Source organism: Pseudomonas sp. NyZ201 (assembly GCF_049860765.1).
Lineage (GTDB): Bacteria > Pseudomonadota > Gammaproteobacteria > Pseudomonadales > Pseudomonadaceae > Aquipseudomonas > Aquipseudomonas bharatica.
The window spans coordinates 2096581-2121677 of sequence record NZ_CP187557.1 but is presented as its reverse complement, the minus strand read 5'-3'; the positions used below and the strand labels follow the sequence as shown (position 1 = coordinate 2121677).

The following is a 25097-nucleotide window of genomic DNA, read 5'->3' as shown; positions in this document are numbered from 1 at the left end:
TCACCGCTTCATGCAGCGCTGATACCGCTCATCCACCCGATTGGCGAACCACGCCGTGGTCAGTTGCCGGGTGATCTTCGGGCTTTCCAGCCTGATCCCCGGCAACACCTCCCGGGCGACCCGCTTGCCCGCTGCCTTGTCCGCCAGGGCGAACACCTGCTGGTACAGGCGGGTTGCCTCGAAGTCCTGGCTATCGCCCTTTTCCAGTTGCGCGCGAATGGTCGGGTTGCGCATGCCGAAGCGCTCGCCCAGCGTGCGCGCCGCCTTCTCGGTGCTCCCCGGCAGCAGCGAGCCGTGGGCGATCAGGTCGCCATCCAGCGCCAGCTTCACCCCGGTCACCCGGCTCAGCGCCGCCTGGAACGCCGCGTTGCGGCTCGCATACCAGCCCGCGTTGAAGTCGGCGAAGCGGTATAGCGGCCGCGGGTAATTGGCCGGATAGCCAAGCAAATGGGCGGTACCGAAGTACATGCCGCCGCGCCGGGTAAAGACTTCCTGGCGGACACTGCCGTCATGGTCGTAGGGGTAGTCGCGGGCATGGCGCTCGGCGAAGTCGATGCTGACCTGCATCGGCCCGCCGGTACGCACCGGGTTGAAACCGCCGAGCAGGGTGCGGCCCAGGGGTAGCGAGCCGGTCAGTTCGTCGTACAGGCCGCTCAGTTCACGCTCGCTGCGCACGGCGGCAAGCCGCTGGTTCCAGGTCTTGCCGTTGGCCGAGCGGGTATCCAGGGCGGCATTGACCAAAGCCTTTGGAACGAATGCCTTGGCCGCACGACGATCGATTTCCTCGCGGGCGATACGGCCGAGGTTGGGCACCTGCGGATCGGCGCTGAAGGTGGACTCCTGTTCGGTCACGGCCAGAACGGCACAGATATTCGACTGGCTGGGATCGAGCTTCTGGCTGGTCAGGGCGACCTGGATATCCCGCGCCCAGCCCTGGCGGTCAGTGACATTGGCCGGCAGGAGCGCGGCAACCTTGTCGCGAACCTGCGCGTCCGACAGCCTGGGCTCCTGGCTGGTGCGCGTGCCGACGCAACCGGCCAGCAGCGCCAGGAGGGCGAACGGCAGCCAGCGCGCCGGGCGTTTCAGGGTTGCTCCCCGACCAGGAAGGTCTTGCTGAGGATGCGGAATTTCTCGTGGCTGGAGCTGCGCATCAGCTCGAACAGCACCATCTCGCGGGTGACGATCTGCGCCCCGGCCCCGCGCATGCGTTCCAGGCCTGCGACCTTGCTTTCAACGCTACGGCTGTCGCAGGCATCGGCGACGACGAACACCTGCTTGCCGCTTTCCAGCAGCTCGAACACGGTCTGCAGCACGCAGACATGGGTCTCCATGCCACAGACGATCACCTGCTCGCGGGCCAGCAGCGAGGCCGGCAGGCACTCGCCGGCGACGCAGGAGAAGTGCAGCTTTTCCACCACCTGCGCCTGCGGTGCCGCTTCCAGCAGGCTGGCCACGGTCGGGCCGAGGCCCTTCGGATACTGTTCGGAGATCACCGTGGGCAGGCCCAGTTCGGCGGTGGCGGCGAGCAGCCAGCGGGTCCGCGCCAGGGTTCCGGCGGGGTCGCTGACCGCGCCGATAAGTTTCTCCTGGACATCGATGACCAGCAGCGCGGCCCGGGAAGCGTCGATCAACATGTGTGCGGTTCCTTGCAGGGGATATGGGTTCGACTATGCGGGGCTAAGCCGCCAATGGCAATGCAACGGCAGCGCCCGCGCCGCTGTCTACACTCAACCCACCCTTATTCGAGCACCACGCCGATGAAACGCCTGGCCTTGCTGTTCTGCTCCGCCCTGCTCTCCCTTGGCGCGCTGGCCGCGCCGAAGACGCCGATCCACTTCGGCGAGATCGCCTGGGAAAGCGGCAGCTTTACCACCGAGGTGCTGCGCCTGATCGTCGAGCACGGCTACGGCTACCCCACCGATACCCTGCCCGGCAGCACGGTGAGCATGGAGGTGGCCCTGGCGCGCAACGATATCCAGGTGATCGGCGAAGAATGGGCCGGCCGCAGCCCGGCCTGGGTCAAGGCCGAGCAGGCCGGCCAGGTGTTCGCTCTGGGCGACACGGTAAAGAATGCCGACGAAGGCTGGTACGTCCCGGAATTCGTGATCAAGGGCGACCCGGCCAAGGGTATCGAGCCATTGGCCCCGGATCTGCGCTCGGTCACCGACCTGCAGCGCCACGCCACGCTATTCGCCGACCCGGAAGCACCAGGCAAGGGCCGTTTCCTCAACAGCCCCAGCGGCTGGACCTCGGAAACCGTGAACAGCCAGAAGCTCAAGGCCTACGGCCTGGATGGCCTGTATACCAACTTCCGCAGCGGCTCCGGCGCTGCGCTGGATGCCGAGGTCACCTCGGCCATCCGGCGCGGCAAGCCGGTGCTCTTCTACTACTGGTCGCCCACTCCGCTGATGGGCCGTTTCAAACTGGTGCGCCTGGAAGAACCGCCCTTCGATGAACAGGCCTGGGCGACCCTCACTGATGCCGGCAACAAGGCGCCGAAGGGCAGCCGCTCGCTGCCGGCCAAATTGTCCATCGGCGTGTCCAGAACCTTCCATGAGCAATACCCGGACCTGGTGGCCTTGTTCAGCAAGGTCGACCTGCCCATCGATACCCTCAACGCCGTGCTCGCACGCATGAGCGAACAGCGCCAGGACCCGGCCGTGGCGGCCCGGGCCTTCCTCAAGGACAACCCGCAGGTCTGGCACCCATGGCTGCCGGACGAACAACGCAACAAGGTCGACGCCTGGCTGGCCAACCATTGAGCGGGCCCGGAGCCCGCACTACACGGGCCCGGCCTCCATCTCCTCACGGTGGGTCAGCTCGCCGACCAGCGCCGCCTCGTCCAGCTTGCGTTGTTCGATCAATTGCTCGATGCGGGCGCTGGATTGCGCCGGAGTGTCGTCGGGATACTGGTCGTCCAGCATCAGCACCCGATCCTCGAAATCCTCGCGCAAGGCGGTGAAACGCGCGGCGTAGGCTTCCTGCAGGTAACTCAGCCAGAAGTCCCGCTGTGCCGCGTAATCCAGCAGACGCTGGCCGTTCTCGCCCTGGCGAACCCGTTCGGCCACCCGCTCGAGTTCGCCGGGATGCAGGTTGGCGGAACCTGCATAGAGCATCTGTTGCGGGGCCACCGGCAGGTCCAACTGGTTGGCCAGGTTCAGCCGATAGGCCAGGCGCACCTCCGCCTCGTCGCGGGTACCTGCCTCGAGCCGGGCAATACCATCGAGGTCGTGCAGGCGATACAGGCGCCGCATCAACCGGTATAGCGCCGGACCACGCTGGGCAGCGCTGACCGAACGCAGGGCCTGGGCCGTATAGACAAGGGTTTCCATCTGGTTGAACTCCAGGCGGATGCCGTCCGGGCAGGTGTCGTACTCGCGCAACTGACGCAGCGGTTCCTCGGCCATTCCATTGAGGGTCAGGCGCAAACCGGTGTCCTGGGCACAGATGGTCAGCACCTGCCAGACCCGCTCCACCAGGTCAGGCCGGGTCGTGGCATTACGGTATTCGGCGGTGTGGCGCAGGCGGCCGATCAGTTGCAGCAGGTCATCGGCATCGTCGCCGCTTTCCAGTTGCTGCCACAGCTGCCGACGGCTCTCGCTGACAGCGTCGGCGCGATCCAGCCAGACATCCGGGGTAGCCAGTTCCAGTTGCGAGGCAGCGCCGGAACTGCCCCCGCCGGAACTGGAACTGCGCCAGCTGCCATCCAGGCGGCGGATATGCTCGGGCAGGTCCATGCGGAAGGTATAGGGACGGGTCAGGCCTTCGGAGAGGTGGGCCGAGTACATGGTGTCCTCGCTGAGTGGATTGCCCTCCAGGGAAATTTCCGTGCTGCCGAGGGCGGTTTCGCGGTTTTCCAGCAGATAGGCAGGCAAACCGGTCAGGCGGTTGTTGTTCAGGCTCAGCCACTGGACGCGCTCCGGCAGCAAGCTGTCGAGCCAGGCGGGCCATTGGCCGATTTCCATGCGCTCCAGGGCCAGCAGGCTGAAGGACAGCCGGGCGAAGGCAGACGCATCGCCGACCTCGCCCAAGCGGTTGCCGCTCAGGTCCAGCGAGGTCAGGCCGGGCATTCGGGCCAGGCTGTCAAGCAAGGCCTGGTCGACCACCAGGCTGGCATCGGTCAGCGCCAGGTGATGCAGTTGGGCAAGCTCGGTGATGGCAGTGGGCACGCCTTGCAGGGCGACGTTACCGATGACCAGGTGCTGGAGGTTGGCAAAGCGGCGCACCAGCCTCTCGATCTGCTCCACCCCGCCAAGCGGACGAATCAGTTCCAGGCGGCTGATCCGTTCCAGGTAGAACGCCGGCAGTGGGTCGGGAAAATCATCCAGGCGAACCTCCTCCAGCACCAGCGAGCGACGTACCGAGTGCTCGACATAGGTTTCCCAGTCGGCCAGCAGGGCATCACCGAAGGAGCGCCTGGCGATGATGCGCGTGCCGTCCAGCGCGGCATCCTGTCGCGAGACCTCCAGCCACCGGTCGATGGCACTGGAGAGCTGCGCCCGCTCGAACATGCGGTTGGCAACGATGTTTTCCACGGCTTGCGGCACCGGCAGGTCGAACCGAAAACGCCGACCGTTCCAGTCGCTGCTGCGGATCTCGATCAGGGCCCGGTGGGAAAACAGGTTGCCATGCAGGGATATCCAGGTGGAGCGCTCGGCTTGCGCAGGGTTGTGGCGCAGTTGCGCAGGCAGGCTGGTCAGGCGGTTGTCGCGCAGGGACACCCGCTCGATACCGTCGAGCTGGTCGTTGTCCAGCCAATCCGGCCAGTCCTCCAGCCCCAGGCGGTCCAGGCCGAGATAGTCCAGTTGCAGCCCGTTGGCCAAGCGCACCGGCAGGTGACTGGGACGGTTGCCGCTGAGATCGAGATAACGCAGGTCACCGAGGCGGCTGAGTTCGTTCATCAACTCCTGGCCAAGCGGCAGGTGCAGGTTGAGCAAGCGCAATTCCCTCAGTTGCGGGTAGGCAGCGGCAATGGTGCGTGGCAGATCGTAGGGAGAGCGGCCCTCGCCACCATCGATCTCCAGCCGGTTGACCCGCGGGAAACCACGCAGCAGACGTTGCAGGCGGTCTTCGAAGCCAAGCACGCCATCCGGCCCCGGCGTCATCACCGCCGGCGGGATCCTCACCTGCGACAGCTCCAGCGCCCGTACCCGGGTTTGAAAGAAGGCCGGCAACCGTTCAGGGAACGACTCGAGCGATACCGCGAACAGGCGCAGCGGCACACCATCGCGACCGATCTCGGGCAGCAGGTTGTCGCGCCAGTGTTGCCACAGCGCCAGTTCGATCAGTTGGCGATCGTTCAGGGGCGGCTCGCCGTCGGTTCCCTGGCGTGGCGCCTCGCCCTGCGGCAGCAATTGCTGCATCTGCTCGCGCTCTTCGAGCAGCTCGAGCAAGCGCGCATCGATGGCCACGTCGGCCAGGCCAATATCACGCAGTTGCTGGAGCAGGTCGTTCGCGAAGATGTCCGGCAGCTCCAGCAGGCGGATGCGATCCAGCAGGGTGTTTTCGCTGACCGGCGGGGCCAGTCGTGGGTGCCCGCTAAGGGGATAGCCCGGCCGACCGTTGGCCAGGCGCATCGGCGAGCGCACGGCAGGACGGATCGGCTGCATGTGCAGGAGCCTGCGCAACTCCGCACGCGGCAACGGGCGCTGCATGAGTTTGTCGCGTAACACCTGCGGCGAATCCTCGGCAGTCAAACCAAGGGCCTGGCGTTGCGACGCAGTGAGACTGCGCAACACCACGGCGAACAGATCGTCGGGCGCCAGGTCCGGCGCCTGTGCGGTGCCGTAGCCCGCGGCGGTCTTCACCAGGACCTGCCGCTGCGGCGCCGTCGATGGGCCTATGCCGTCGAGCAGCGCGCCATCCGCGCGCAAGCTGCGGATCTCCAGGCGATAGGCCTCGGGCCAGCCCGGCAACCCGGCCAGGCCATGCAACATCAGCCGGGTACTGTCGTCGTTTTCCAGCGCAGGCAGGAACAGCCCTTCGTAAGCCCGCGCCAGGCGTACGTTCTGCAACAGGAGCCGGGCCTCCTCGGCCAACCGCGACGGCACCCGTTGCTGTTCGACGAGCAATTGCATTTCCTGCGCCGTGGCGTGCTCCAGCAGCTCGTCCACCAGGCGCTGCGGCAGGCCGCCGAAGTCGCGCAGGACAACGTTCTGCGCCAGGCCCGGGGGCGGCAGGGAAGCCTGGTACTGGCTGTCGAACAACCACGCGAGATGTTCACGGTCCTGCGTGGTGTTTTCCGACGCCAGGCCGCGATAGATGCGCCGGCGTTCGAGGGTATCGATCAGCAAGGCAGGCGCCGGCTGGCGCTCGACCAGCGCCCGGCGCAGTTCGGATTCATGGCACCCGCTGATCAACAGCGATTCGGCGGCCTGGGTTTCGTCCAGCGCCAGGGCAGCCGGGCCGAGGCGCTCGAACAGGGCCAGGCCCGACCACTGGCGCGGCTGATCCGCCTCATGCAGCCAGCCGCCGTCAGGGTGACGGAAAACGCTCGGCTGACAGGCATCGACACGCCGGGGATGCTCGATGAACCCGGTCTCGTCCTCGCGCAGCTGCACCGAATAATTGCGCCCGCCCAGGGCCAGCCATTGTTTGCCCTGGTATTGGTAGAGCCCGCGCGAATCGGGGGCCAGGTCGGCGGGCAAGATCACGTCGTGGGCGAAGGGCGCAAGATCGCGGTTCCACAGGCGCGTGCCGCCATCGGCCAGGCGCACCGGGTGCAGGCCATCGGGCAGGGGTGGCAGCTCGCGCGCGGCGAGTCCAGGCCCGGCATGGCCGGTGCCGGCCAGGGCAGCAACCAGCGCCAGGTTTTCCAGCACATCGAACAGGTAGGCCCAGGCCTGTTCCTGGTCGTCACGACTCCACTCGCCGATGCCGTCATAGACCTCGTGGGCCAGTTGCACGGCACTGAAGACCATCATCGCCGCCCCCACCACCGGCACTGCGAAGGCCAGGACATTCAGGGTGGCCAGGCCGGCATCGGCAAAGTAGCGGAGCTTTTCTTCCAGGCTCTTGTGATTCTCCACTGCCGTGGGCACCACCAGGAACAGGCCGTCCGCCTTGAGTGCAGCGATGCGGCGGCGCAACAGGGTCGGCATCAGCAAGCCGTCGAGGGTGCGTTCGCGAAACGGCAGCTCGACCTGGCGGTCGAGGCGTTCCTCGTACCAGCCGCCCGGGTTCCACACTTTGGGATTGAAAGCCTGGCGCAGCTTCGCCAGTAACGCCGCGCGATGCCGCAAGGGAATGAAGCGCTGGAAAAACTGCAGGTAGTGCGGCTCCAGCAAGCGGTCGCGCAGGTCCCTGGCGAAATCCAGGAAAGACTCATACTGGCGCAGCGGATCCTGCGGGTCGTCGGGGATATGCACGAGGATCCGGTCCGGTCCGTCCCGGCGGCTGCGGTCCGCGCCAAACAGCAAAATGCCATTGAATTCCACGTTCCACAGGCTCAGGCAGGTACAGGTCAGGGCCACGCCGTCGATGGCCGCTTCACGGTTGTGCAGCACCCGCGTCACCGCCCGGTACAGCGTCGGCTCGACCGCCCCGCGCAGGCGTGCCAGGTGCAGCTGCAGCAGCAGGCCCGACTGCTCGTGGCGCTTGAACGCCTCCTGGCGAACCACCCGGGCCGCCGGGTCCGCCTCGCCGGCCAGGTGCGGATCGAAGATCTCGGCGATATGGCTCTGGAACAGGCTGCCCAGGTCCAGCTCGCGGCACACCGCAGCGAAACGCTCGGGAGCAATGTCCAGGGTCTGGCCTTCCCAGAGGGCCTGGCCGGGGTTGATGGTGAAGATCCGCGCCTTGGTCACCGGCAGGTCCATGCCGCCGGGCTCGCATTCCCAGGCTTCGAAATTCTGCAGGGCGACACTGAGCAGCGGCCGGCAGGCCAGGCGGTAGGCCTTGAAGTTCTCCACCGCCCAGTCTCGCGACGCGGTCAGGAAGGAATCATCGTGCTGCATGCGCCGTGGGTGGAACAGCCAGGTGTTGCGCACGTCCAGGTCGACACCGAACGCCTCGCGCAGCGCGTAAGCCAGCAAGGGTTCGGCAAAGGCCTCGGGGTCGCCCAGGCACACCAGCCATTGCCCGACCTGCGTCGCCAGGGCACTGTGCTCACGATAATCGTCCTGCAGCCGGGCAACCACCTCGGGCATTTCATCGAGTGCACGGGTGAACCAGGGGATCGCCGCCAGGCCTTGCCGGCGCCCGGCCTCCCGGGCCTCGGCGGACAACAGCCACGGCGGGGTCCTGCGTTCGATCGCGGTGTAGGCCTGCTGGTGCCGGGATTGTTCCAATGGGGACATATGAACCACCTTCCTTGCTGATTGGGCGCTCCAGCCTAGCCAGCAAGGAGGTCGGGTTCGGGGCATATAGATAACACCTGTGGTGCTCTTGTGGTCCTCATCGCTGCAAGCCAGCTCCCACAGGAGTGGGAACCGGCTTGGGCACCTCAGCGTGCAAGCATCGCCTGCTCCAGGGTCAGGCTTTCCAGAAGGGCCCGTTCGTCACGCTTGAACCTGTCCTCCAGGGCCCGGATACGCTCCGCCACCTGGTCGGGGTTGTCATCCGGATACAGGTCGGTGACCTCGAGCACCGACTGTTCATAGGCATCCTTGAGCAGCCTGAAACGCTCGGCGAACGCTTCGCGCAGGTAGGCGACCCAGAAGTCGCAGTCGGCGGCAAAAGCGGTCAGCCCCGCCCCGCGCTCTTCCAGCAGCACCTGGTTCAATGCCTGCTCCAGCTCACCCGGGGCAAGGTCGGCCTCGCTGCGATAGAGCATGGCCCGAGGCGGCAATGGCAACTCCAGTTGCTCGCCCCAGCGCAGCCGATAGGCCAGGCGCACCTCCGCTTCGTCACGCCCGCGCGCCCGTTCGCGCGCGATGCGATCCAGCGTCTGGGCACGGAAGGCCCCGCGCATCAAGCGGAACAATGCCGGCCCGCGGTTTGCCTCGGGCATATCGCGCAGCGCCTGGCGGGTATGCACCAGCAGTTCCATCTGGTTGAACTCCAGGCGAATGCCGTCCGGACAGGTGTCGTGGTTGTGCAACTGCTGCAACGGTTCCTCGGCCATGCCGTTGAGGGTCTGGCGCAACTGGGCATCCTGGCTGGCCGCCGCCAGCACCGTCCAGACCCGCGCGACCAGCTCGGCCCGGGTGCCGGGCGCACGGTAGTCGGCACTGTGCTGCAAGCGCATGACCAGGCGCAGCAGCGCTTCGGCATCGCCCTGGGAAGCCAGGCCGGCCCAGGTCTGCTGGTTGTGCGCGTCAGCCCTTGCATCGCCGGTCAGCCAGGCGCTGGTCGGTTCATCTTCGAGGGAACCGGTTTCGTCGGACAGCGGGTCGGAAATCTCCGAATCGGAAGAATGCCGCCGCGCATCCATCGCCGCGATATCTTCCGGAACGTCCATGGTCAGGCTGTAGGGACGGTTGGCGTGCTGGGACCTGTAGGCCTGGATCAGGGTTGCCCGGCTCAGCGGGTTGTTGCGCAGGGAAATGTCCACCGCACCATCGGCGACATAACGGTTTTCCAATAGCTGGATCGGCAGCTCGACAAGCTGGTTGTCGTCCAGCCCGAGCAGCTCGATGTTGCGCGGCAGCAATTCGTTGAGCCACTGCGGCCACACGGCGATGCCCATGTTCGCCATGCCGAGGTAGTCGAAGAAGCGCTCATGGAACATCGACACGTCCTGGATCGCCCCCAGGCGGTTGCCATCCAGTTGCAGCGAACTCAGGCGAGGCAGGCGGCCAAAGGCGTCCATCGCCTCCTGGTCGATGGTCAGGCCCATGCGCACCAGGGCCAGTGTGTGAAGTTGCGGATGGTTGCCGAGGAATCCGGGCACCGCAGGCAACGCTGGCTGGCCGCCGACCAACGACAGTTCGGTAAGGTTGCGCAACGGCGCGAGGAAATGTTCCAGGCTGCGCCCGCTGGCGTCGAAGCGGACCAGCTCGAGCCGGCGCACCCGCCCCACGAAGAACGCCGGCAGGTTGTCGGGGAAATCGGCCAGGTTCACATCTTCCAGGTACAGCAAGGCTGCAGTCGGCGAATACAGGCTCTCCCGCCAATAGCCAATCAGTAGCCGCGCAATGCGTGACCGATAGCCGGCCACCGTGCTTGGCGCCGGATTGTCGCTCCAGGTTTGCAGCAACATCTGCAACTGCGCGCGCTCGTTGACCCGCAGGTTCAACTCGTCCATCAGCGCTGGCGGCACGCCCAGGTCGAAGGCGAAACGACTGCGGAAATACTCGGCCACCCTCAGGTCCAGCAGCGCCTGGCAACCAAGGGGGTTGTCGCGCAGCACCACGCGTGTCAGGCGCCCCGAGACCGAGCCGATTTCCTCGAGGATTTCCACGGGCAACGCAGTCAAGCGGTTGCCCGTCAGCGAAACGTTGCCGATCCCTGACAGGGTGGCGCTGTTCAACCAGCGCGGCCATAAGCGCAGGTCCATCCAGTCCATGCCCAGGTACTCCAGGCTCACCCCTTCCATCACCGGCAAGGACATCTCGGCCACCCGGCTGCCACGCAATTCGAGCCAGCGCAGCCGGGGCATACGCCTAAGGGTCAGCAGGTCGGTGTAGCCCAGCGTCGCCACGAGTTCGCGCAAGCCCAGGGAAACCAGCTCGGGCCAGGCCCGGGCGACCTGCTGGACCATACCCGTATCCCAGACGCCACCGCGGATATCCAGGCGGGTCACTGCCGGGAATTGCCGGGCCAGCCGCTGCACGGTGCGTTCGCCGATGACCCGCTCCTGCGCGCTGCCCTCCTGCAGCATCACCTCGCTCAGCAGCAGCGCCGCGACCCGCTGGTGGATGAACGACGGCAGTTGCGCGGGCAGGTCAGCCAGTTGTACCCGGTACAACGCCAGGGCTGCCGGCTGGCGGCCGAGTTCCGGAAGAACATTGCCGCGCCAGTGCGCCCACAGCGCCTCGCCGATGCGCGCGCGGCTGCGTTGGCGTGCCTCGCTGAAGGTCTGGTGGGCGGAATCCAGGGCCCAGCGGTCGAGGTATTCGCGCAACGCCTGCATCTCGTCCAGTACCTGGTGCAGGCGCGCGGCGATCGCTGCGCGGTCCAGGCCGGCGCGATACAGCGCCTGCAGGGCGTCCTCGGGATAGATATCGTCCAGTTCCAGCAGGCGCAGCTTGTCCAGCAGTTCGTCCTCGGTGAAGAACGGGTCGCCCCGGCCGCTGAGCGGGTAGCCGATGCGCCCGTCGGCCAGGCGTAGTGGCGAGCGGAAACCCGGTTTGACCGGCTGCATGCCCAGCCACTGGCGCAGGCGCTGGCGCGGCGGCAGGGGTTGTTCCTGCAGCCTGGCGCGCAGGGCGCCAGCGTCGGAAAGTCCGAGATTGTCACGGGTAGCTTGCGGTATGGCCTCGAACAGGGTGCGGCAGAAGTCCCTGGGCAACTGGCGCCGCCAGACCACGGCAATCTCCGTGGCGTCACCCGCGCCGATCTGCGCAAGAAGCCGGCCGTCCAATGCGTCCTCATGGACGGCCATGCACAGGTGCGCCGGCCAGTCCGCAAGTTGCGCCAGGCCATGCAGCAACAGGCTGGCGCCGTCGGGATTGGCCTCCACATCCATGTACAGGGCTTCGCAGGCCCGGGCGATCCGCACTTGCTGCTGATACAGCCGCGCCTCCTCGGCGATGCGCAGGGGCAGGCGAGCGCTTGCGTTGATCTCATGGATTTCCGCCTCCGTGGCGGCGCCGAGGATTTCCTCGATGACCCGCCGCGGCAGGCTGTCGAACTGCTGCTTGAGCACGGTGCCCGCCGGCGCAAGCTCGACCTGCCGCTCGCCATAGGCATGGGCGAACAGCTCGCTTTGCAGCGAGTCGGGCAGGCTGGCGACATCGCCCAGGGGGAACTCGCCGAGGGCATCGGCCACGGCCAGGCGCAACAGGCTATAGCTGAGCAAGGCCGGAGGGCGGTGGCTGTCCATCAGGCTGCGGCGCAACTGCGCCTCGCTGACACCACTGATCCGCAGCGCGCGCTGGGCCATCGCGACGCTGACCTGCGCTTCCAGCACCCCGGCACGCCGGAACAGTTCCTCGCCACGCCAGTGCTGCGGCGTATCCAGTTCATGCAACCAGCCGCCATTGTCGTTGTGCCGCACCGGCAACTGCCAGGCGTCGGCCTGGGTCGGGTGTTCCAGCACATACCCGGTTTCGCTGCCGAGCAGCGTGCGCACCGAGTAATAGCGCCCGTCCAGTTGCAGCCACTGGCGCCCGCCCCAGTGGTACAGGCCGTTGTCGCCGGGCTGCAGGCCGGCCGGCAATTCCACGTCGTAGGCGAACGGGCGCAGGTCCGGTTTCCACAGGCGCACGCTGCCATCGGCCAGGGTCACCGGGCGCATGCTGCGCACCGCCAGCGGCAGGTTGCCTTCGAAACGCCCGGCAACCGCGCCGGCGGCCCCCAGGGCGGCGATGATCGCGAGGTTCTCCGCGACATCCATGAAGTAGCCCCAGGCCTCTTCGCGCTCGCCCCTGGACAGGCTGTCGAAGCCTTCGTAGACCTCGTAGCCGAGCAGCGCCGCATTGACCCCCAGCATCACCAGGCCCAGCCCCGGCACCACGAAGGCCGCGACATTCAGAACGTTGAGGCCGACCCCGAGAAAGTAGCTGACCTTGTCTTCCAGCGACTTGTGGTCCTCGACAGCGGTGGGCACGGCATGGAACAGCCCGTCGTCCTTGAGCACGGCGATCTTGCGCTGCAGCAGGACGTCGAACAGAGGCGAGTCCATGGCCTTGCTGCCCAGGCCAATGGATGCGCTGGGGTCGAATTGCTCCTCGTACCAGCCACCGGGGTTCCACACCTTCGGGTACAGGTGCGCCTGGATTCGCCGCAACAGCCCGGTGCGCTCACGGGCGGGGACGAAGCGCAGGAAGTAGTTGCGCCAGGCCGGGTCCTTCAGGCGCTCGCGCAACGATGCCTGCAACTCGTCCAGGGTCTTGAACACCTGGAGCGGCTGCCTGGGCTCGTCGGGCATGAAGACCACCAGGGCATCGGCACAGGGAAACAGCACCATGCCATTGAGCTCGACTTCCCAGAGGGCCAGGGAGCTGGCCGGCGAACCGTCGTTCACCCTGCCCAACAGGTTCTCGTAGAGGGCCTGGTCGATCCACGAACGCAGGCGCGCCAGATGCAGGGTCAGCAGCAGCGTGGAGCGCTCGAACCGCCGGAACACCTCGCGGCGGTCGCGGGCCGCACCTTCCACGGTCTCACCCTCCTTGGGCAGCGGCCGGAAGACGCCCTCGATCACCCGCTGATAACGGGCGCCCAGGTCAAGGGTGCGACACAAACCGGCAAAACGCTCCGGCAACAGGTCGATCGGCTGGCTTGGCGCCAGCACCTCGCCGCTGTCGCTGGCGAAGATCAGCGACGGCCGGCGGTCATCGCGCAGCCCGTCCGGCTCGGCCTCGAAAGCCTCGAAATTCTGCAGCGCCGCCAGCAGTAAGGGCTGGGTCGCCACTTTCACCACCTGGAACGCCCTGACCACCGGATCGCTGCCGCTCAGGCGCGACTCGTCGGCCCGCGCACGCACGGCGTTGAACAGGAAGGTGCGACGCACATCGAGGTCCAGGCCAAGACTGCTTTTCAGCGCCTCGCGCAGCAGTGGTTCGGCGAAGGCCGCCGCATCCGGCACCTGGGCGAGGAAACCCTCGACCTCGGCAGCCAGTGCCTGATGACGCTGTTGCTCGTCCTGCAGGGCGGCCAGGACCCCGGGCAGGCCGACCCTGGCCGCCAGCAGCCAGGGCAAGGGCCCGGGCAGGCTGCTTCGCAGCGCCTTGCGTTGCTGCGCCGGGCCCTGGACCAAGTGTTGGGGAACACGTCGGCTAACGGTCTGGTAGTGGATGTCAGGTGTGGCGGTATCGCTCATGGTGAAGCCCTCTCGTCCGTGAAATCGGGCGTTCAGGCTAATGAGCGGGTGAGCGGTTGTGAAAAGGGTCGGGGTTCCCGGGGGCTGTTCCAGGGCCTCGTCGCCGGCCAGTGGATCACCGGCGACGGGCCTCTGCCTCAACCGCAGGAACAGCCGCTCACTGCTGCGCCAGGGCCTGCTCGAGGGTCAGGTTTTCCAGCAAGGCTTTTTCGTCGGCCTTGAACTTTTCCTCAAGGATCCTGATCCGCGCCGCCGAATGCTCGGCCGACTCATCCGCCGAGGTATCGGTCACTGCCAGCACCGCCGCCTCGTAGTCGTCCTTGAGCACCTTGAAACGGTCGGCGAACGCTTCGCGCAGGTAAGCAGCCCAGAAATCGCATTGCGCGCCGAACTGCAGGAAACCCGGCCCGGCCTCCTCCGCCTGCAGGCGTACCAGCACCTGGTTCAGCTCGCCCGGGGCGATCTCGGCGTCGCCGCGGTACAGCATGCCGCGCGGTGGCAGCGGCAGCTCCAGCTGTTCCGCCCAGCGCAGGCGATAGGCCAGGCGCACCTCCGCTTCGTCACGCCCGCCGGAACGTTCCCGCGCCAGGCGGTCCAGGGTCTGCGAGCGGAACAGGCTGCGCATCAGGCGGAACAGCGCCGGGCCGCGATGGGCCTCGGAAATCTGGCGCAGCGCCTGGTGCGTGTAGACCTGCAATTCCATCTGGTTGAACTCCAGGCGGATACCGTCGGGGCAGGTGTCATGACGCCGCACCAGCCGCAGCGGTTCCTCGGCCATGCCATTCAGGGTCAGGCGCAGTTCGGTGTCGGCCTGTGCTGCCGCCAGCACTGTCCATACCCGTCCCACCAGCTCCGCGCGGGTGTTGCTGGTGCGATAGTCGGCACTGTGGCGCAGGCGCATGATCAGGCCCAGCAACGACTCGGCATCGCCTCCGGCCTCCAGGCTGCTCCAGATCGCCTGGTTGCGTTCATCCTGCTCCGCGTCGCGGGTCTGCCAGATCTCCGCCGGGGTTTCTTCGGCCGGGTTGGAGCCTTCCGGGGACACCACCGCCTCGGAGTCCGACGAGTGCACGTCCGGCTCCATCGCCGCGATGTCTTCGGGCAGGTCCATGGTAAAGGTGTAGGGACGGTTGTAACGCTGCGAAGTATGGGCGCGGATCATGGTTTCGCGGGTCAGCGGGTTGTTGTGCAGGACAATCTCGGCAGCGCCGTCATCGACATGTTGGTTCGCCAGCAACTGTTCCGGCAGTTCGGTCAGTTGGTTGTCGTCCAGATTCACCTGCTCGACCCCGTGGGGCAGCATGTCGTTGAGCCACTCCGGCCAGGTCGGGATCCGCATCTGCGCCAGACTCAGGAAGCTCAGGTACCGGTGGGTGAACATGGACATGTCGGTGATCTCGCCCAGGCGGTTGCCGTCGAGTTGCAGCGAGGCGAGCGCCGGCATGCGGGCGAAGGTGTTCATGGCCGCCTGGTCGACGGTCAGGCCCATGCGTACCAGGGCCAGTTCGCGCAGGTTGGCCAGGCCGGTGAGGCCTTCGGGTACCCGGGCCAGGGTCGGCTCGCCGGCGATCAGCGACAGCTCCACCAGCTGCGGGAACTGCCGGACGAAGCGTTCGAGCACCGGCTCCGGGGCGGTGAACCGGGTCAGGTCCAGGCGCCGCACCCGCTCGTAGAAAAACGCCGGCAGGTTATCGGGGAAATGGTCGAGGGCGACGTCCTGCAGGACCAGCAAGGCCACGCCATCGCTGCGCAGGCTGTCGCGCCAGTAGTCGAGCAACTCGCGGCTGATGCGGTTGCGATAGGTAAGCCGCTCGCTTGGCTGCGCACTGCTGTCTTCGGCCGGTGCATCGACCCACGCCTCCAGCGCGTCGCAGAGTTGCGTGCGCTCCTGGATTCGCCGGTTCAGCTCGTATTCCATGGTCATGTTCAGGCCCAGCTCGAAGGTGAAGCGTTGCAGGAAGCGCTGGGCCAGGCGCATGTCCAGCAGGGCCTGGAAGGCGAAGCGGTTGCCCAGCAGGATCATGCGCGTGGGATGCTCCACCGTTTCGGCGTTGCGCAGGATCGCCGTCGGCAGCTCGCTCAGGTGATTGCCCAGCAGCGACAGCTCGCCGATCCGCGCCAGGGCACCGTTGTGCAGCCACCGCGGCCAGGTGCGCAGGCCCATCCAGTCAAGGCCCAGGTAGTCCAGCTTCAAGCCATCGAGGGCAGTCTCCGGCATATCGGCCAGTTGCATGCCGCGCAGATCGAGCCAGCGCAATTGCGGCAGGGTGGCCAGGGCCCTGAAATCCTGTTCGCCGATGAAAATGAAGACCTCGCGCATCCCCAGCGCGGCAAGCCGCGGCCAGGCCCGGGTGAGCATCTGCGGCAGGCCCATGTTCCAGTGGCCACGACGCACGTCCAGGGCGGTCAGCTCCGGGAAGTGGGCCGCGAAGGCCTGCAACTGGCTCTCGCCGATGATCTGTTCGTGAGGCGCGCCATCGGTATGGATCACCTCATCGAGCAGCATCGAGCGCACCCGCCGCAGGAAGAATTCCGGCAGGTTGCTCGGGAAGTCCGCCAAGTGGATCTGGAACAGGATCAGGCGCGAGGCCGGCTGGCCAAGTTCCGGCAGGATGCCGCGGCGCCAATGCTCCCACAACGCCAGGCCGATGCGCTCGCGAGCGCGCTGGCGACGCAGGGACATGTTCTCCCTGGCGGAGTCGTAGGCCCAACGGTCCAGGGCCAGGCGCATCTCCAGCATTTCGCCCAGCAGCGCGTTCAACCGGGTATTGATCGCCGCCCGGTCGAGCCCGCTGCGGTACAGCGCCTGCAGGGCATCCTCGACATACACATCGTCCAGCTCCAGCATGCGCAACTTGTCGAGCAGTTCGTCCTCGGTAAAGAACGCCTGGCCATTGCCGCTGAGCGGATGGCCGATGCGCCCGTCCGCCAGGCGCATCGGCGAACGGAACGCCGGCTTGATCTGTTCCAGGCCCAGCCACTGGCGCAGGCGCCGGCGCGGCAGGCGCTGCTCGCGCAACGTGCGCCACAGCGTGCCGGCATCGGCCAGGCCGAGGCGCTCGCGGTACACGCCGGGAATGTTGTCGAACAGCACGCGGCAGAAATCCCCCGGTAACTGACGATTCCAGATCACCCCCAGCTCCGGTTCCTGACCCTCGCCGATACCGTCCAGGCGTGGTCCTTCGATCCAGCCGTCGTAGAGGCCGATGCGCAGCTTCGCCGGCCAGCCCGGCAGGGTTTCCAGGGCGTGCAGCATCAGCCGCGCGCTATCCAGGCTGATTTCCCGGTCCAGGTACAGCGCCTCGCAAGCGCGGGCGATGCGCACCTGCTGCTGGTAGATCCGCGCCTCGTCCGCCAGGCGCACAGGCACGCGCCCGGAACTGGTCATCTGCGCAGTTTCGTCTGCGCTCGCGGCGCCGACGATCTCTTCCAGGATGACATGGGGCAAGCTACGGAACTGCCGTTGCAAGGCCATGGCCGGCACCGACAGGGGCGCTTGCGACGCCTTGTAATCCGCGGCGAAGGTAGCGGCCCCGGAGGTTTCGGCCAGGGCCAGGCGGCGCAGGGTATCGGTGAGCAACGCCGGCGGGCGATGACGATCGACCAGGGTCTGGCGCAGTTCCGCTTCGCTGACCCCGCTGATGCGCAGGGCGTTGCCCGCCATATCCTCGGAAACACTGGCCTCCAGCGGCCCCTGACGGCGGAACAGTTGCATACCGCGCCATTGCTCCGGAGCATCCAGCTCGCTCAGCCAGCCACCATTGCCGTTGTGCTGCACCCTTGGTGCGTAGGCCCCGGCGCGGCGCGGGTGCTCCAGGCAATAACCCTCCTCGCCCAGCAGCACGCGCACCGAATAATAACGCCCGTCGAGCTGCAGCCACTGGCGTCCCTGGAAGCTGTACAGGCCGTTGGCATCGGCCTGCAGGCCGGCCGGCAGGCGGACTTCGTAGGCGAAAGGCGCAAGGTCGGGCTGCCACAGGCGCACGCTGCCATCGGCCAGGGTCACCGGGCGCATGCGCCGTACCGCCAGCGGCAGGTTGCCCTTGAAGCGATGGGCCGCCGCTCCCACTGCGCCCAGCGCAGCGATGATCGCCAGGTTCTCGCCGACATCCATGAAGTAGTTCCACGCCGCCTCGCGGTCACCCTTGGCCAGGCTGTCGAAGCCCTCGTAGACCTCGTAGCCGAGCAGCGCCGCGTTGACCGCCAGCATCACCTCGCCCAGCACCGGCACGACGAAGGCCGCTACGTTGAGGACATTGAAGCCGGCCGCGAGGAACCAGTCGATCTTGTCCTGGGTCGACTTGTGATCCTCCTCTGCCGTGGGCACCGCGTGGAACAGCCCGTCATCGCGCAGGGCGAGCATCTTGCGTTGCAGCAGGACGTTGAGCAGCGGCGCGCTGAACGCCTGTTTTTCCAGGGCCAGCACCGCGTCGGGGTCGAAGTGTTCCTCGTACCAGCCACCGGCATTCCACACCTTGGGAAACAGGGTGCGCTGGATCTTCGCGAGCAGCGGGTCGCGCTGGCGGGCGGGGATGAAGCGCAGGAAGTAGTTGCGCCAGGCAGGGTCCTTCAGGCGCTCGCGCAACGAGGCATGGAATGCCTTCAGGTGGGGGAAGGTTTGCAGCGGCTGTTGCGGTTCGTCGGGCATGTAGACCACCAGGCGCCCCGGGCGGAAGAACAGGACGATGCCCGACAGCTCCACGTCCCACAGGCGCAGGATGCTGCGCTCGAGATCGCCCTGGGCCTTGCCGTTCCTGGCTACCTCCAGCAGCTCGTCGTAGCAGGCCTGGTCGATGTGCCCGCGCAGGCGCGCCAGGTGCAGCTCAAGGCGCAGGCTCGACTGCTCCAGCAGCTTGAAGCGGGCCTGGCGATTGCTGGCCGCGGCCTCGGCGCTTTCGTCCCCGACCGGCTCGGGACTGAACGCCCGGTCGATCAGGCGCTGATAGCGCGCGCCCAGGTCCAGGCTGCGGCACAACGCGGCGAAGCGCTCTGGCGCCAACTGTACCTCTTGCCCTGGCTCGCCAGGCTGGCCGCTGTCACTGACGAAGATCTTCGCGGGCCGGCGGTTGGCCTGCATGCCACCCTCCTCCGCCTCGAAGGCCTCGAAATTCTGCAGCGCGCTGCGCAGCAGCGACTGGGTTGCCGCTTTCACCGCCTGGAAGGCCCGCACCACCGGGTCGGCAGTGCTCAGGTGGGACTCGGCGATACGCGCACGGGCAGCATTGAACAGAAAGGTGCGGTGGACATCGAGGTCGAGGCCGAAGGTATTTTTCAAGGCTTCGCGCAGCAAGGGCTCGGCGAACGCCTCGGCACTGGGCAACTGCTCCAGCACCGTAGCCACGGTCTGGGCGTGCCGTCGGTGGCGCGCGTACTCCTCGTCCAGCGCGGCAATCACCTGGGGCAGGTTGCCGCTGGCCTCCTCCAGCCAGGGCATCGCTGGCGGAACCTTGTTGCGCAGGGCCTGGCGCTGTTCGGCGGAGCTGTCGACCAGGCGCTGGGGCACGCGCTGGCTGACGGTCTGGTAGTGGATATCGTCCATGGTGAAGCCTTCTCGTCCGTGAATGGGGCGTTCAGGCTAAAGAGAGGCTGACAGGTTTTAAAAAGGGTCGGGGTTCCCGGAGGACTGGTTGCCCTTTCGGGCCTCATCGCTGGCAAGCCAGCTCCCCACAGGGATGATGAGGCCCGAAAGAACGACTCAATTCCCGGCCAGCGCCTGCTCCAGCGTCAATCGCTCCAGCAGTTCCCGCTCATCGCGCTTGAACTTGTCCTCCAGCGCACGAATCCGCGCCGCCGACTGTTCCGCCGTGTCATTCGGGTAGACGTCGATGGTGCCGAGTACCGCCGCTTCGTAGCCATCCTTGAGCGCCTTGAAGCGTTCGGCGTAGGCCTCGCGCAACCAGGCCACCCAGAAATCGCAGTCCGCGGCGAAGGCCTGCAAACCCGACCCGGCTTCTTCCATGCGCAACTGGATCAAGGCCTGGTCCAGCTCGCCCGGGGCGATATCGGCGACCCGCCGGTACAGCATGCCCCGCGGCGGCAACGGCAGCTCCAGTTGCTCGGCCCAGCGCAGGCGGTAGGCCAGGCGCACCTCGGCTTCGTCGCGCCCATTGGCCCGCTGCCGGGCTATCTGGTCCAGGCGTTGCGCACGGAAGGTGCCGCGCATCAGGCGAAACAGCGCCGGCCCCCGGTTCTCCTGGGGAATACGACGCAAGGCCTGGCGGGTGTGCACCAGCAGCTCCATCTGGTTGAACTCCATGCGAATGCCGTCGGGGCAGGTCTCGTGGTTGTGCACCTGCTCTACCGGCTCCTGGGCCATGCCGTTGAGGGTGGCGCGCAGTTCGTCGTCCTCCCCTGCCGCCTCCAGCACGCTCCAGACCCTTTCCACCAATTCCATGCGGGTCGTGGCGGTACGGTAGTCGGCACTGAAGCGCAACCGCGAGACCAGGGTCAGCAGCGAGTCGGCGTCGCCTCCGGCGCTGAGTCCGGCCCAGAGCGTGTCGTGCCGGGCATCCACCGTGGCGTTGCCGGTTTCCCAGGTGGCGGCCGGATCGTCATCCGACATCCAGGTAGGCTCGGTGCCCGGAGATGCGCTGCCAGAGTCCGAATCGGATTCGTGCGGCTCCCTTGGCATGGCCTCGATGTCCTCCGGCAGGGTCATGGTGAAGTTGTAGGGCCGGTTGAAATGCTGCGAGGTGTGCGCGGCGATCATGGTTTCCCGGGTCAGCGGGTTGTTGAGCAGCGAGATCTCAACCACCCCGGCCTCGGTACGGCGGTTTTCCAGGAGCCGGGCAGGCAGTTCGGTGAGCAGGTTGTCGTCCAGGCCGAGCAGTTCGATGCCTTGCGGCAGCAGGTTGTCGAGCCAGGCCGGCCACACCGAAATCTCCATCTGCGCCAGGCCCAGGAAGCCAAAGAAGCGCTGGTTGAACATTGACACATCATTGATCTGGCCGAGGCGATTGCCGTCGAGCTGCAGCGACGACAGCATCGGCATGCGGGCGAAAACCTCCATGGCCGCCTGGTCGATGGTCATGCCCATGCGCACCAGGTTCAGTTCGCGCAGGTTGGGGAAGGTGGTGAGGAACTCGGGCACTGCCTGCAATGCCGGCAGACCACCGGCCAGTGACAGCTCGATCAGGTTGGGGAATTGCCTGACGAAGCGTTCGAGCACCGGCGGCTCGGCATCGAAACGGGTCAGGTCGAGGCGATCGACCCGCGCCGTGAGAAAGGGCGGCAGCGCCTCGGGGAAGTCGGCCAGCACCGCGTCCAACAGATTCAGCCGCGCCGCGCCGAGGCCGCGCAGGGTGTCGCGCCAGTAGTCGAGCAACACCGAGGAAATCCGCTGCCGGTAAGCGCGGTGCAGTGGCGTCAGCGGCTCGTCGGTGGAATCGGGATTGACCCAGGCGTCCAGCAGCTCCTGCAACTGGACCCGCTCCTGCACGCGCTGGTTGAGCTCGTCGGCCATGGCTGGCGACAGGTCCAGGTCGAAGCTGAAGCGCCCGCGGAAGCGCTCGGCCATGACCATGTCGAAACAGGCCTGGTAACCGAATTGATTGCCGCGTACGGCAATGCGCAGGGTGCGGGTGGCCGGCTCGGGATCTTCGAGGAGCAGCCGCGGGACTTCGCTGAGCTGGTTGCCCACCAGCGACAGCGAGCCGATGCGCTCCAGCGCGAAGGCATCCAGCCAGTGCGGCCAGGCGCGCAGGCCGAGCCAGTCGAGGCCGAGGTAATCGAGGTTCATGCCATTGAGCGCACTGGCCGGCAACTCGAACACGCGGCTGCCGCGCAGTTCCAGCCAGCGCAGGCGTGGCAGGCTGGCAAGGGCACGGAAATCCTGGACCCTGAGCAGGTGGCCCATCTCGCGCAGGCCCACCTCGGCGAGTTCCGGCCAGGCCCGCGCCAGCGTCTCGGCCAGGCCAGGCTCCCATTGACCGGCACGGATATCCAATGAACGCAGGTTGGGAAACTCTTCGGCAAAGGCCAGCAGCGGGGCTTCGCCGATGACCTGCTGGAAGCCTTCGCCTTCACGCAGCATCACCTCGTCCAGCAGCAAGGCGCGCACCCGTTCGGTGAAGAACCGTGGCAAGCCGACCGGCAGGTCCGCCAGCTGCACCTGCCACAGCACCAGTGGCGCCACCGGGCGCCCCAGCTCGGGCACGGTGCTGCGCCGCCAATGGTCCCACAGCCCGTTGCCGATCCGCTCGCGGCTACGCTGGCGCCCCGGGCTCAGGACTTCCCGGGCCGAATCCAGGGTCCAGCGATCCAGATGCTCGCGCAACGCCTGCATCTCGTCGAGGGCGCGGTTCAGGCACTGGGTGATCGCAACACGGTCCAGGCCGTTGCGGTAAAGGGCGAACAGCGCGTCCTCGGGGTAAAGGTCGTCCAGTCCCAGCATGCGCAGCTTGTCGAGCAGTTCATCTTCGGTGAAGAACGGCTCGCCGCGACCGCTGAGCGGATAGCCAATACGCCCGTCGGCCAGGCGCATCGGCGAGCGAAAGCCTGGACGCACCGCCTGCATGCCCAGCCAGCGGCGCAGATCCTGGCGCGGCGGCAGGGGCCGGGCCTGCAGCAACGTGCGCAGGCTGTCGGCGTCCTGCACACCAAGCGCGGTGCGGCACGACTGCGGCAGCACATCGAACAGCGCACGGGTGAACGCGCTGGGCCGCTGCTCGTTCCAGGCCAGGGCGATCTCCTCGGCATCACCACTGCCCACAGCATCCAGGCGGCGCCCGGCGGCGTCATGCAGGACGATGCGTACCTGCTCCGGCCAGTCCGGGAGCTTTTCCAGCAGGTGCAGGGTCAGCCGGGCGTTATCGAGGCTGGGCGCGCCGTCGAGATACAGGCCCTCGCAGGCCCGGGCAATCCGCACCTGCTGCTGGTAGACCCGCGCCTCCTCGGCCAGACGCAGCGGCACACGCCCGGCAGTGGCCATCTCGCTGAGTTCATGGCCGTCGGCATGACCGATGATTTCCTCGACCACTCGATTGGGCAGGCTGTCGAACTGACGCTGCAGCAACTGGCCCTGGGCCGACAAGGAGGGTTGCTGCCCGGCATCCGCCGCCGCGAAGGCCTGGGCATCCAGCGGGCCGGATTCGCCGAGCGTCTCGGCCAGGGACAAGCGACGCAAGGTGTCGGTCAGCAAGGCAGGCGGTCGATGACTGTTGACCAAGGTGTGGCGCAATTGCCCTTCGGAAATGCCACTGATGCGCAAGGCGCGCTGGGCCATGGCCTCGGTGACGATCGCCTCGCGGTGTCCCTGGCGGCCGAACAGTTCCATGCCGCGCCACTGCTCCGGCGTGTCCAGTTCATGCAGCCAGCCACCGTTGCCGTTGTGCCGCAAGGGCGGTTCGTAGGCCCAGGGTCGCTCGGGATGCTCCAGGCGATAGGCCGGCTCGTTGCCATGCAAGGTACGCACCGAATAATAGCGCCCTTCCAGCGCCAGCCATTCGCGGCCCTGGTAGCTGTACAGGCCGTTTTCCGCAGGCTGGAGGTCCGCCGGCAGCCTGATGTCATAGGCGAATGGCGCAAGGTCCGGCTTCCACAGGCGCACGCTACCATCGGCCAGGGTCACCGGGCGCATGCTGCGCACTGCCAGCGGCAGGTTGCCGGTAAAGCGATGGGAGGCGGCCGCAGCGGCACTCATGCCGGCCATCAGCACCAGGTTTTCCGCAACGTCGAGGAAATAGCCCCAGGCCTGCTCGCGCTCGCCCTTGGCCAGGCTGTCGATGCCTTCGTAGACCTCGTAGCCGAGCATCGCCGTATTGACCACCAGCATCAGCTCGCCCAGCCCGGGCACCACGAATGCCGCAACGTTGAGCACGTTGAAGGCCACCGCCAGGGCATGGTCGATCTTGTCCTGGGAAGATTTGTGGTCCTCGACCGCCGTGGGCACCGCATGGAACAGGCCGTCGTCCTTGAGCACGGCGATCTTGCGTTCCAGCAAGGCGTCGAACAGGCGCGTGGAAAACTCTCGCCTGCCCAGGTGCAGCACGGCCTGGGGATCGGGACGTTCCTCGTACCAGCCCCCCGGGTTCCATACTCTCGGGTTAAGGGTGCGCTGGATCTTCTGCATCAACCGGGCACGCTCCCTGGCCGGGACGAAGCGCAGGAAATACTTGCGCCACGCCGCATCGCCCAGGCGTTCGCACAGCCAGCGGTTGAGCGCCGGCAGGGAGCGGAACTGGCGGAACGGCTGTTCGGGCTCGTCGGGCATGTACAGCAGCACATCGCGCACCGGCTGTTCCTCCGGCCTCGGCCGGAAAAATACCACCACGCCGTTCAGTTCCACCGACCACAGTTTCAGCATGGCGCGGCAGAGCGTGGCGCTGGCCCGGGTATTGTTGGCCACCTCCAGCAACTCCTGGTATTGGCCCAGGCCGATCCAGGAGCGCAGGTAGGCCATGTGCAGTTCGAGGCGAAAACTGGATTGCTCGAAGGCCCTGAACGTGGCCCGACGCCTGAGCATCGCCGCTTCGGCGGTTTCCTCCCCGGTCGGCGGCGGAGCGAAGGTGCGATCGATCAGACGCTGGTATTGCCCGCCAAGATCAAGGCGGCGACACAGCGCCGCAAAGCGCTCGGGCACCAGGTCGACGGGCGTCCCGGGATCCAGTACCTGGCCGCTGGCGCTGCTGAAGATACTTGAAGGACGACGCTCGTCCTGCATGCCCCCCGCCTCGGCCTCGAATGCCTCGAAATTCTGCAGGGCCGCCGTCAGCAGCGAGCCGGTCGCGGCCTTGACCGCCTGGAAGGCCCTGACCACCGGATCGCTGTTGGACAGGTGTTCCTCGGCGATCCGACTGCGGGCCGCGTTGAACAGGAAGGTATGGCGCACGTCCAGGTCCATGCCGAAGGAATCCTTGAGCGCCTGGCGCAGCAGCGGTTCGGCGAAGGTCCCGGCATCGGGCAGGTCCTTGAGAAAGCCGTTGATAGTGCCGGCCAGGCGCCTGTGGCGCCGATGCTCCTCGCGCAGCGTCTGCAATATGTCCGGGTGGGTGGCGCCGGCGTCCGCCAGCCAGGGCATCGGCTGTGGCGGCCTGGCCCGCAGGGCCTGGCGTTCGGCGGCGCTGCTGTCGAGCAGATACGGCGGCACCCGGCTGCTGACTGTCTGGTAGTGAATATCGTCCATGGTGTAGCCCTTGCATCCTTGAATGGAGGTTCAGGCTAAAGGCCGCATCGGCTTTAAAAAATGGCAAATTCCTTATGGAAAAGGCCCGACTCCGATCAGGACTTCGAACCT

7 protein-coding genes are annotated in these 25097 nt (G+C 66.8%); 1 reads left to right on the top strand and 6 read right to left on the bottom strand.

Annotated elements, in window-relative coordinates:
• Together ACPFMA_RS09445 and ACPFMA_RS09440 are read right to left on the bottom strand one after the other, a co-directional pair.
• On the bottom strand, positions 1-1086 hold the full coding sequence (locus ACPFMA_RS09445) for a DUF1615 domain-containing protein (RefSeq protein ID WP_425930588.1): 1086 nt from the start codon (positions 1084-1086) through the stop codon (positions 1-3).
• On the bottom strand, positions 1083-1634 hold the full coding sequence (locus tag ACPFMA_RS09440) for a hydrolase (protein WP_425930053.1): 552 nt from the start codon (positions 1632-1634) through the stop codon (positions 1083-1085). The genes ACPFMA_RS09445 and ACPFMA_RS09440 overlap by 4 nt, the downstream gene beginning before the upstream one ends.
• A 123-nt stretch (positions 1635-1757) precedes the next feature.
• Here ACPFMA_RS09440 and ACPFMA_RS09435 point away from each other — a divergent pair, with 123 nt between their 5' ends.
• Positions 1758-2762: an ABC transporter substrate-binding protein gene (locus ACPFMA_RS09435; protein ID WP_425930052.1), complete on the top strand. Its 1005-nt coding sequence runs from the start codon at positions 1758-1760 to the stop codon at positions 2760-2762.
• Positions 2763-2780: 18 nt separating this feature from the next.
• On the opposite strand, the gene ACPFMA_RS09430 is transcribed toward ACPFMA_RS09435, so the two are convergent.
• From ACPFMA_RS09430 to ACPFMA_RS09415, 4 genes are all read right to left on the bottom strand, one after another.
• Entirely contained in the window at positions 2781-8297 is a 5517-nt protein-coding gene (locus ACPFMA_RS09430; RefSeq protein ID WP_425930051.1) for an NEL-type E3 ubiquitin ligase domain-containing protein, read from the bottom strand.
• 146 nt (positions 8298-8443) lie between these two features.
• Positions 8444-13864, bottom strand: a complete 5421-nt coding sequence (locus ACPFMA_RS09425) for an NEL-type E3 ubiquitin ligase domain-containing protein (RefSeq protein WP_425930050.1) — start codon at positions 13862-13864, stop codon at positions 8444-8446.
• 157 nt (positions 13865-14021) lie between these two features.
• Positions 14022-19403 (bottom strand): dermonecrotic toxin domain-containing protein, encoded by a 5382-nt coding sequence (locus ACPFMA_RS09420; RefSeq protein WP_425930049.1) that lies wholly within the window; start codon positions 19401-19403, stop codon positions 14022-14024.
• A gap of 156 nt (positions 19404-19559) precedes the next feature.
• Positions 19560-24986, bottom strand: a complete 5427-nt coding sequence (locus ACPFMA_RS09415) for a dermonecrotic toxin domain-containing protein (protein WP_425930048.1) — start codon at positions 24984-24986, stop codon at positions 19560-19562.
• Positions 24987-25097: the final 111 nt, after the last annotated feature.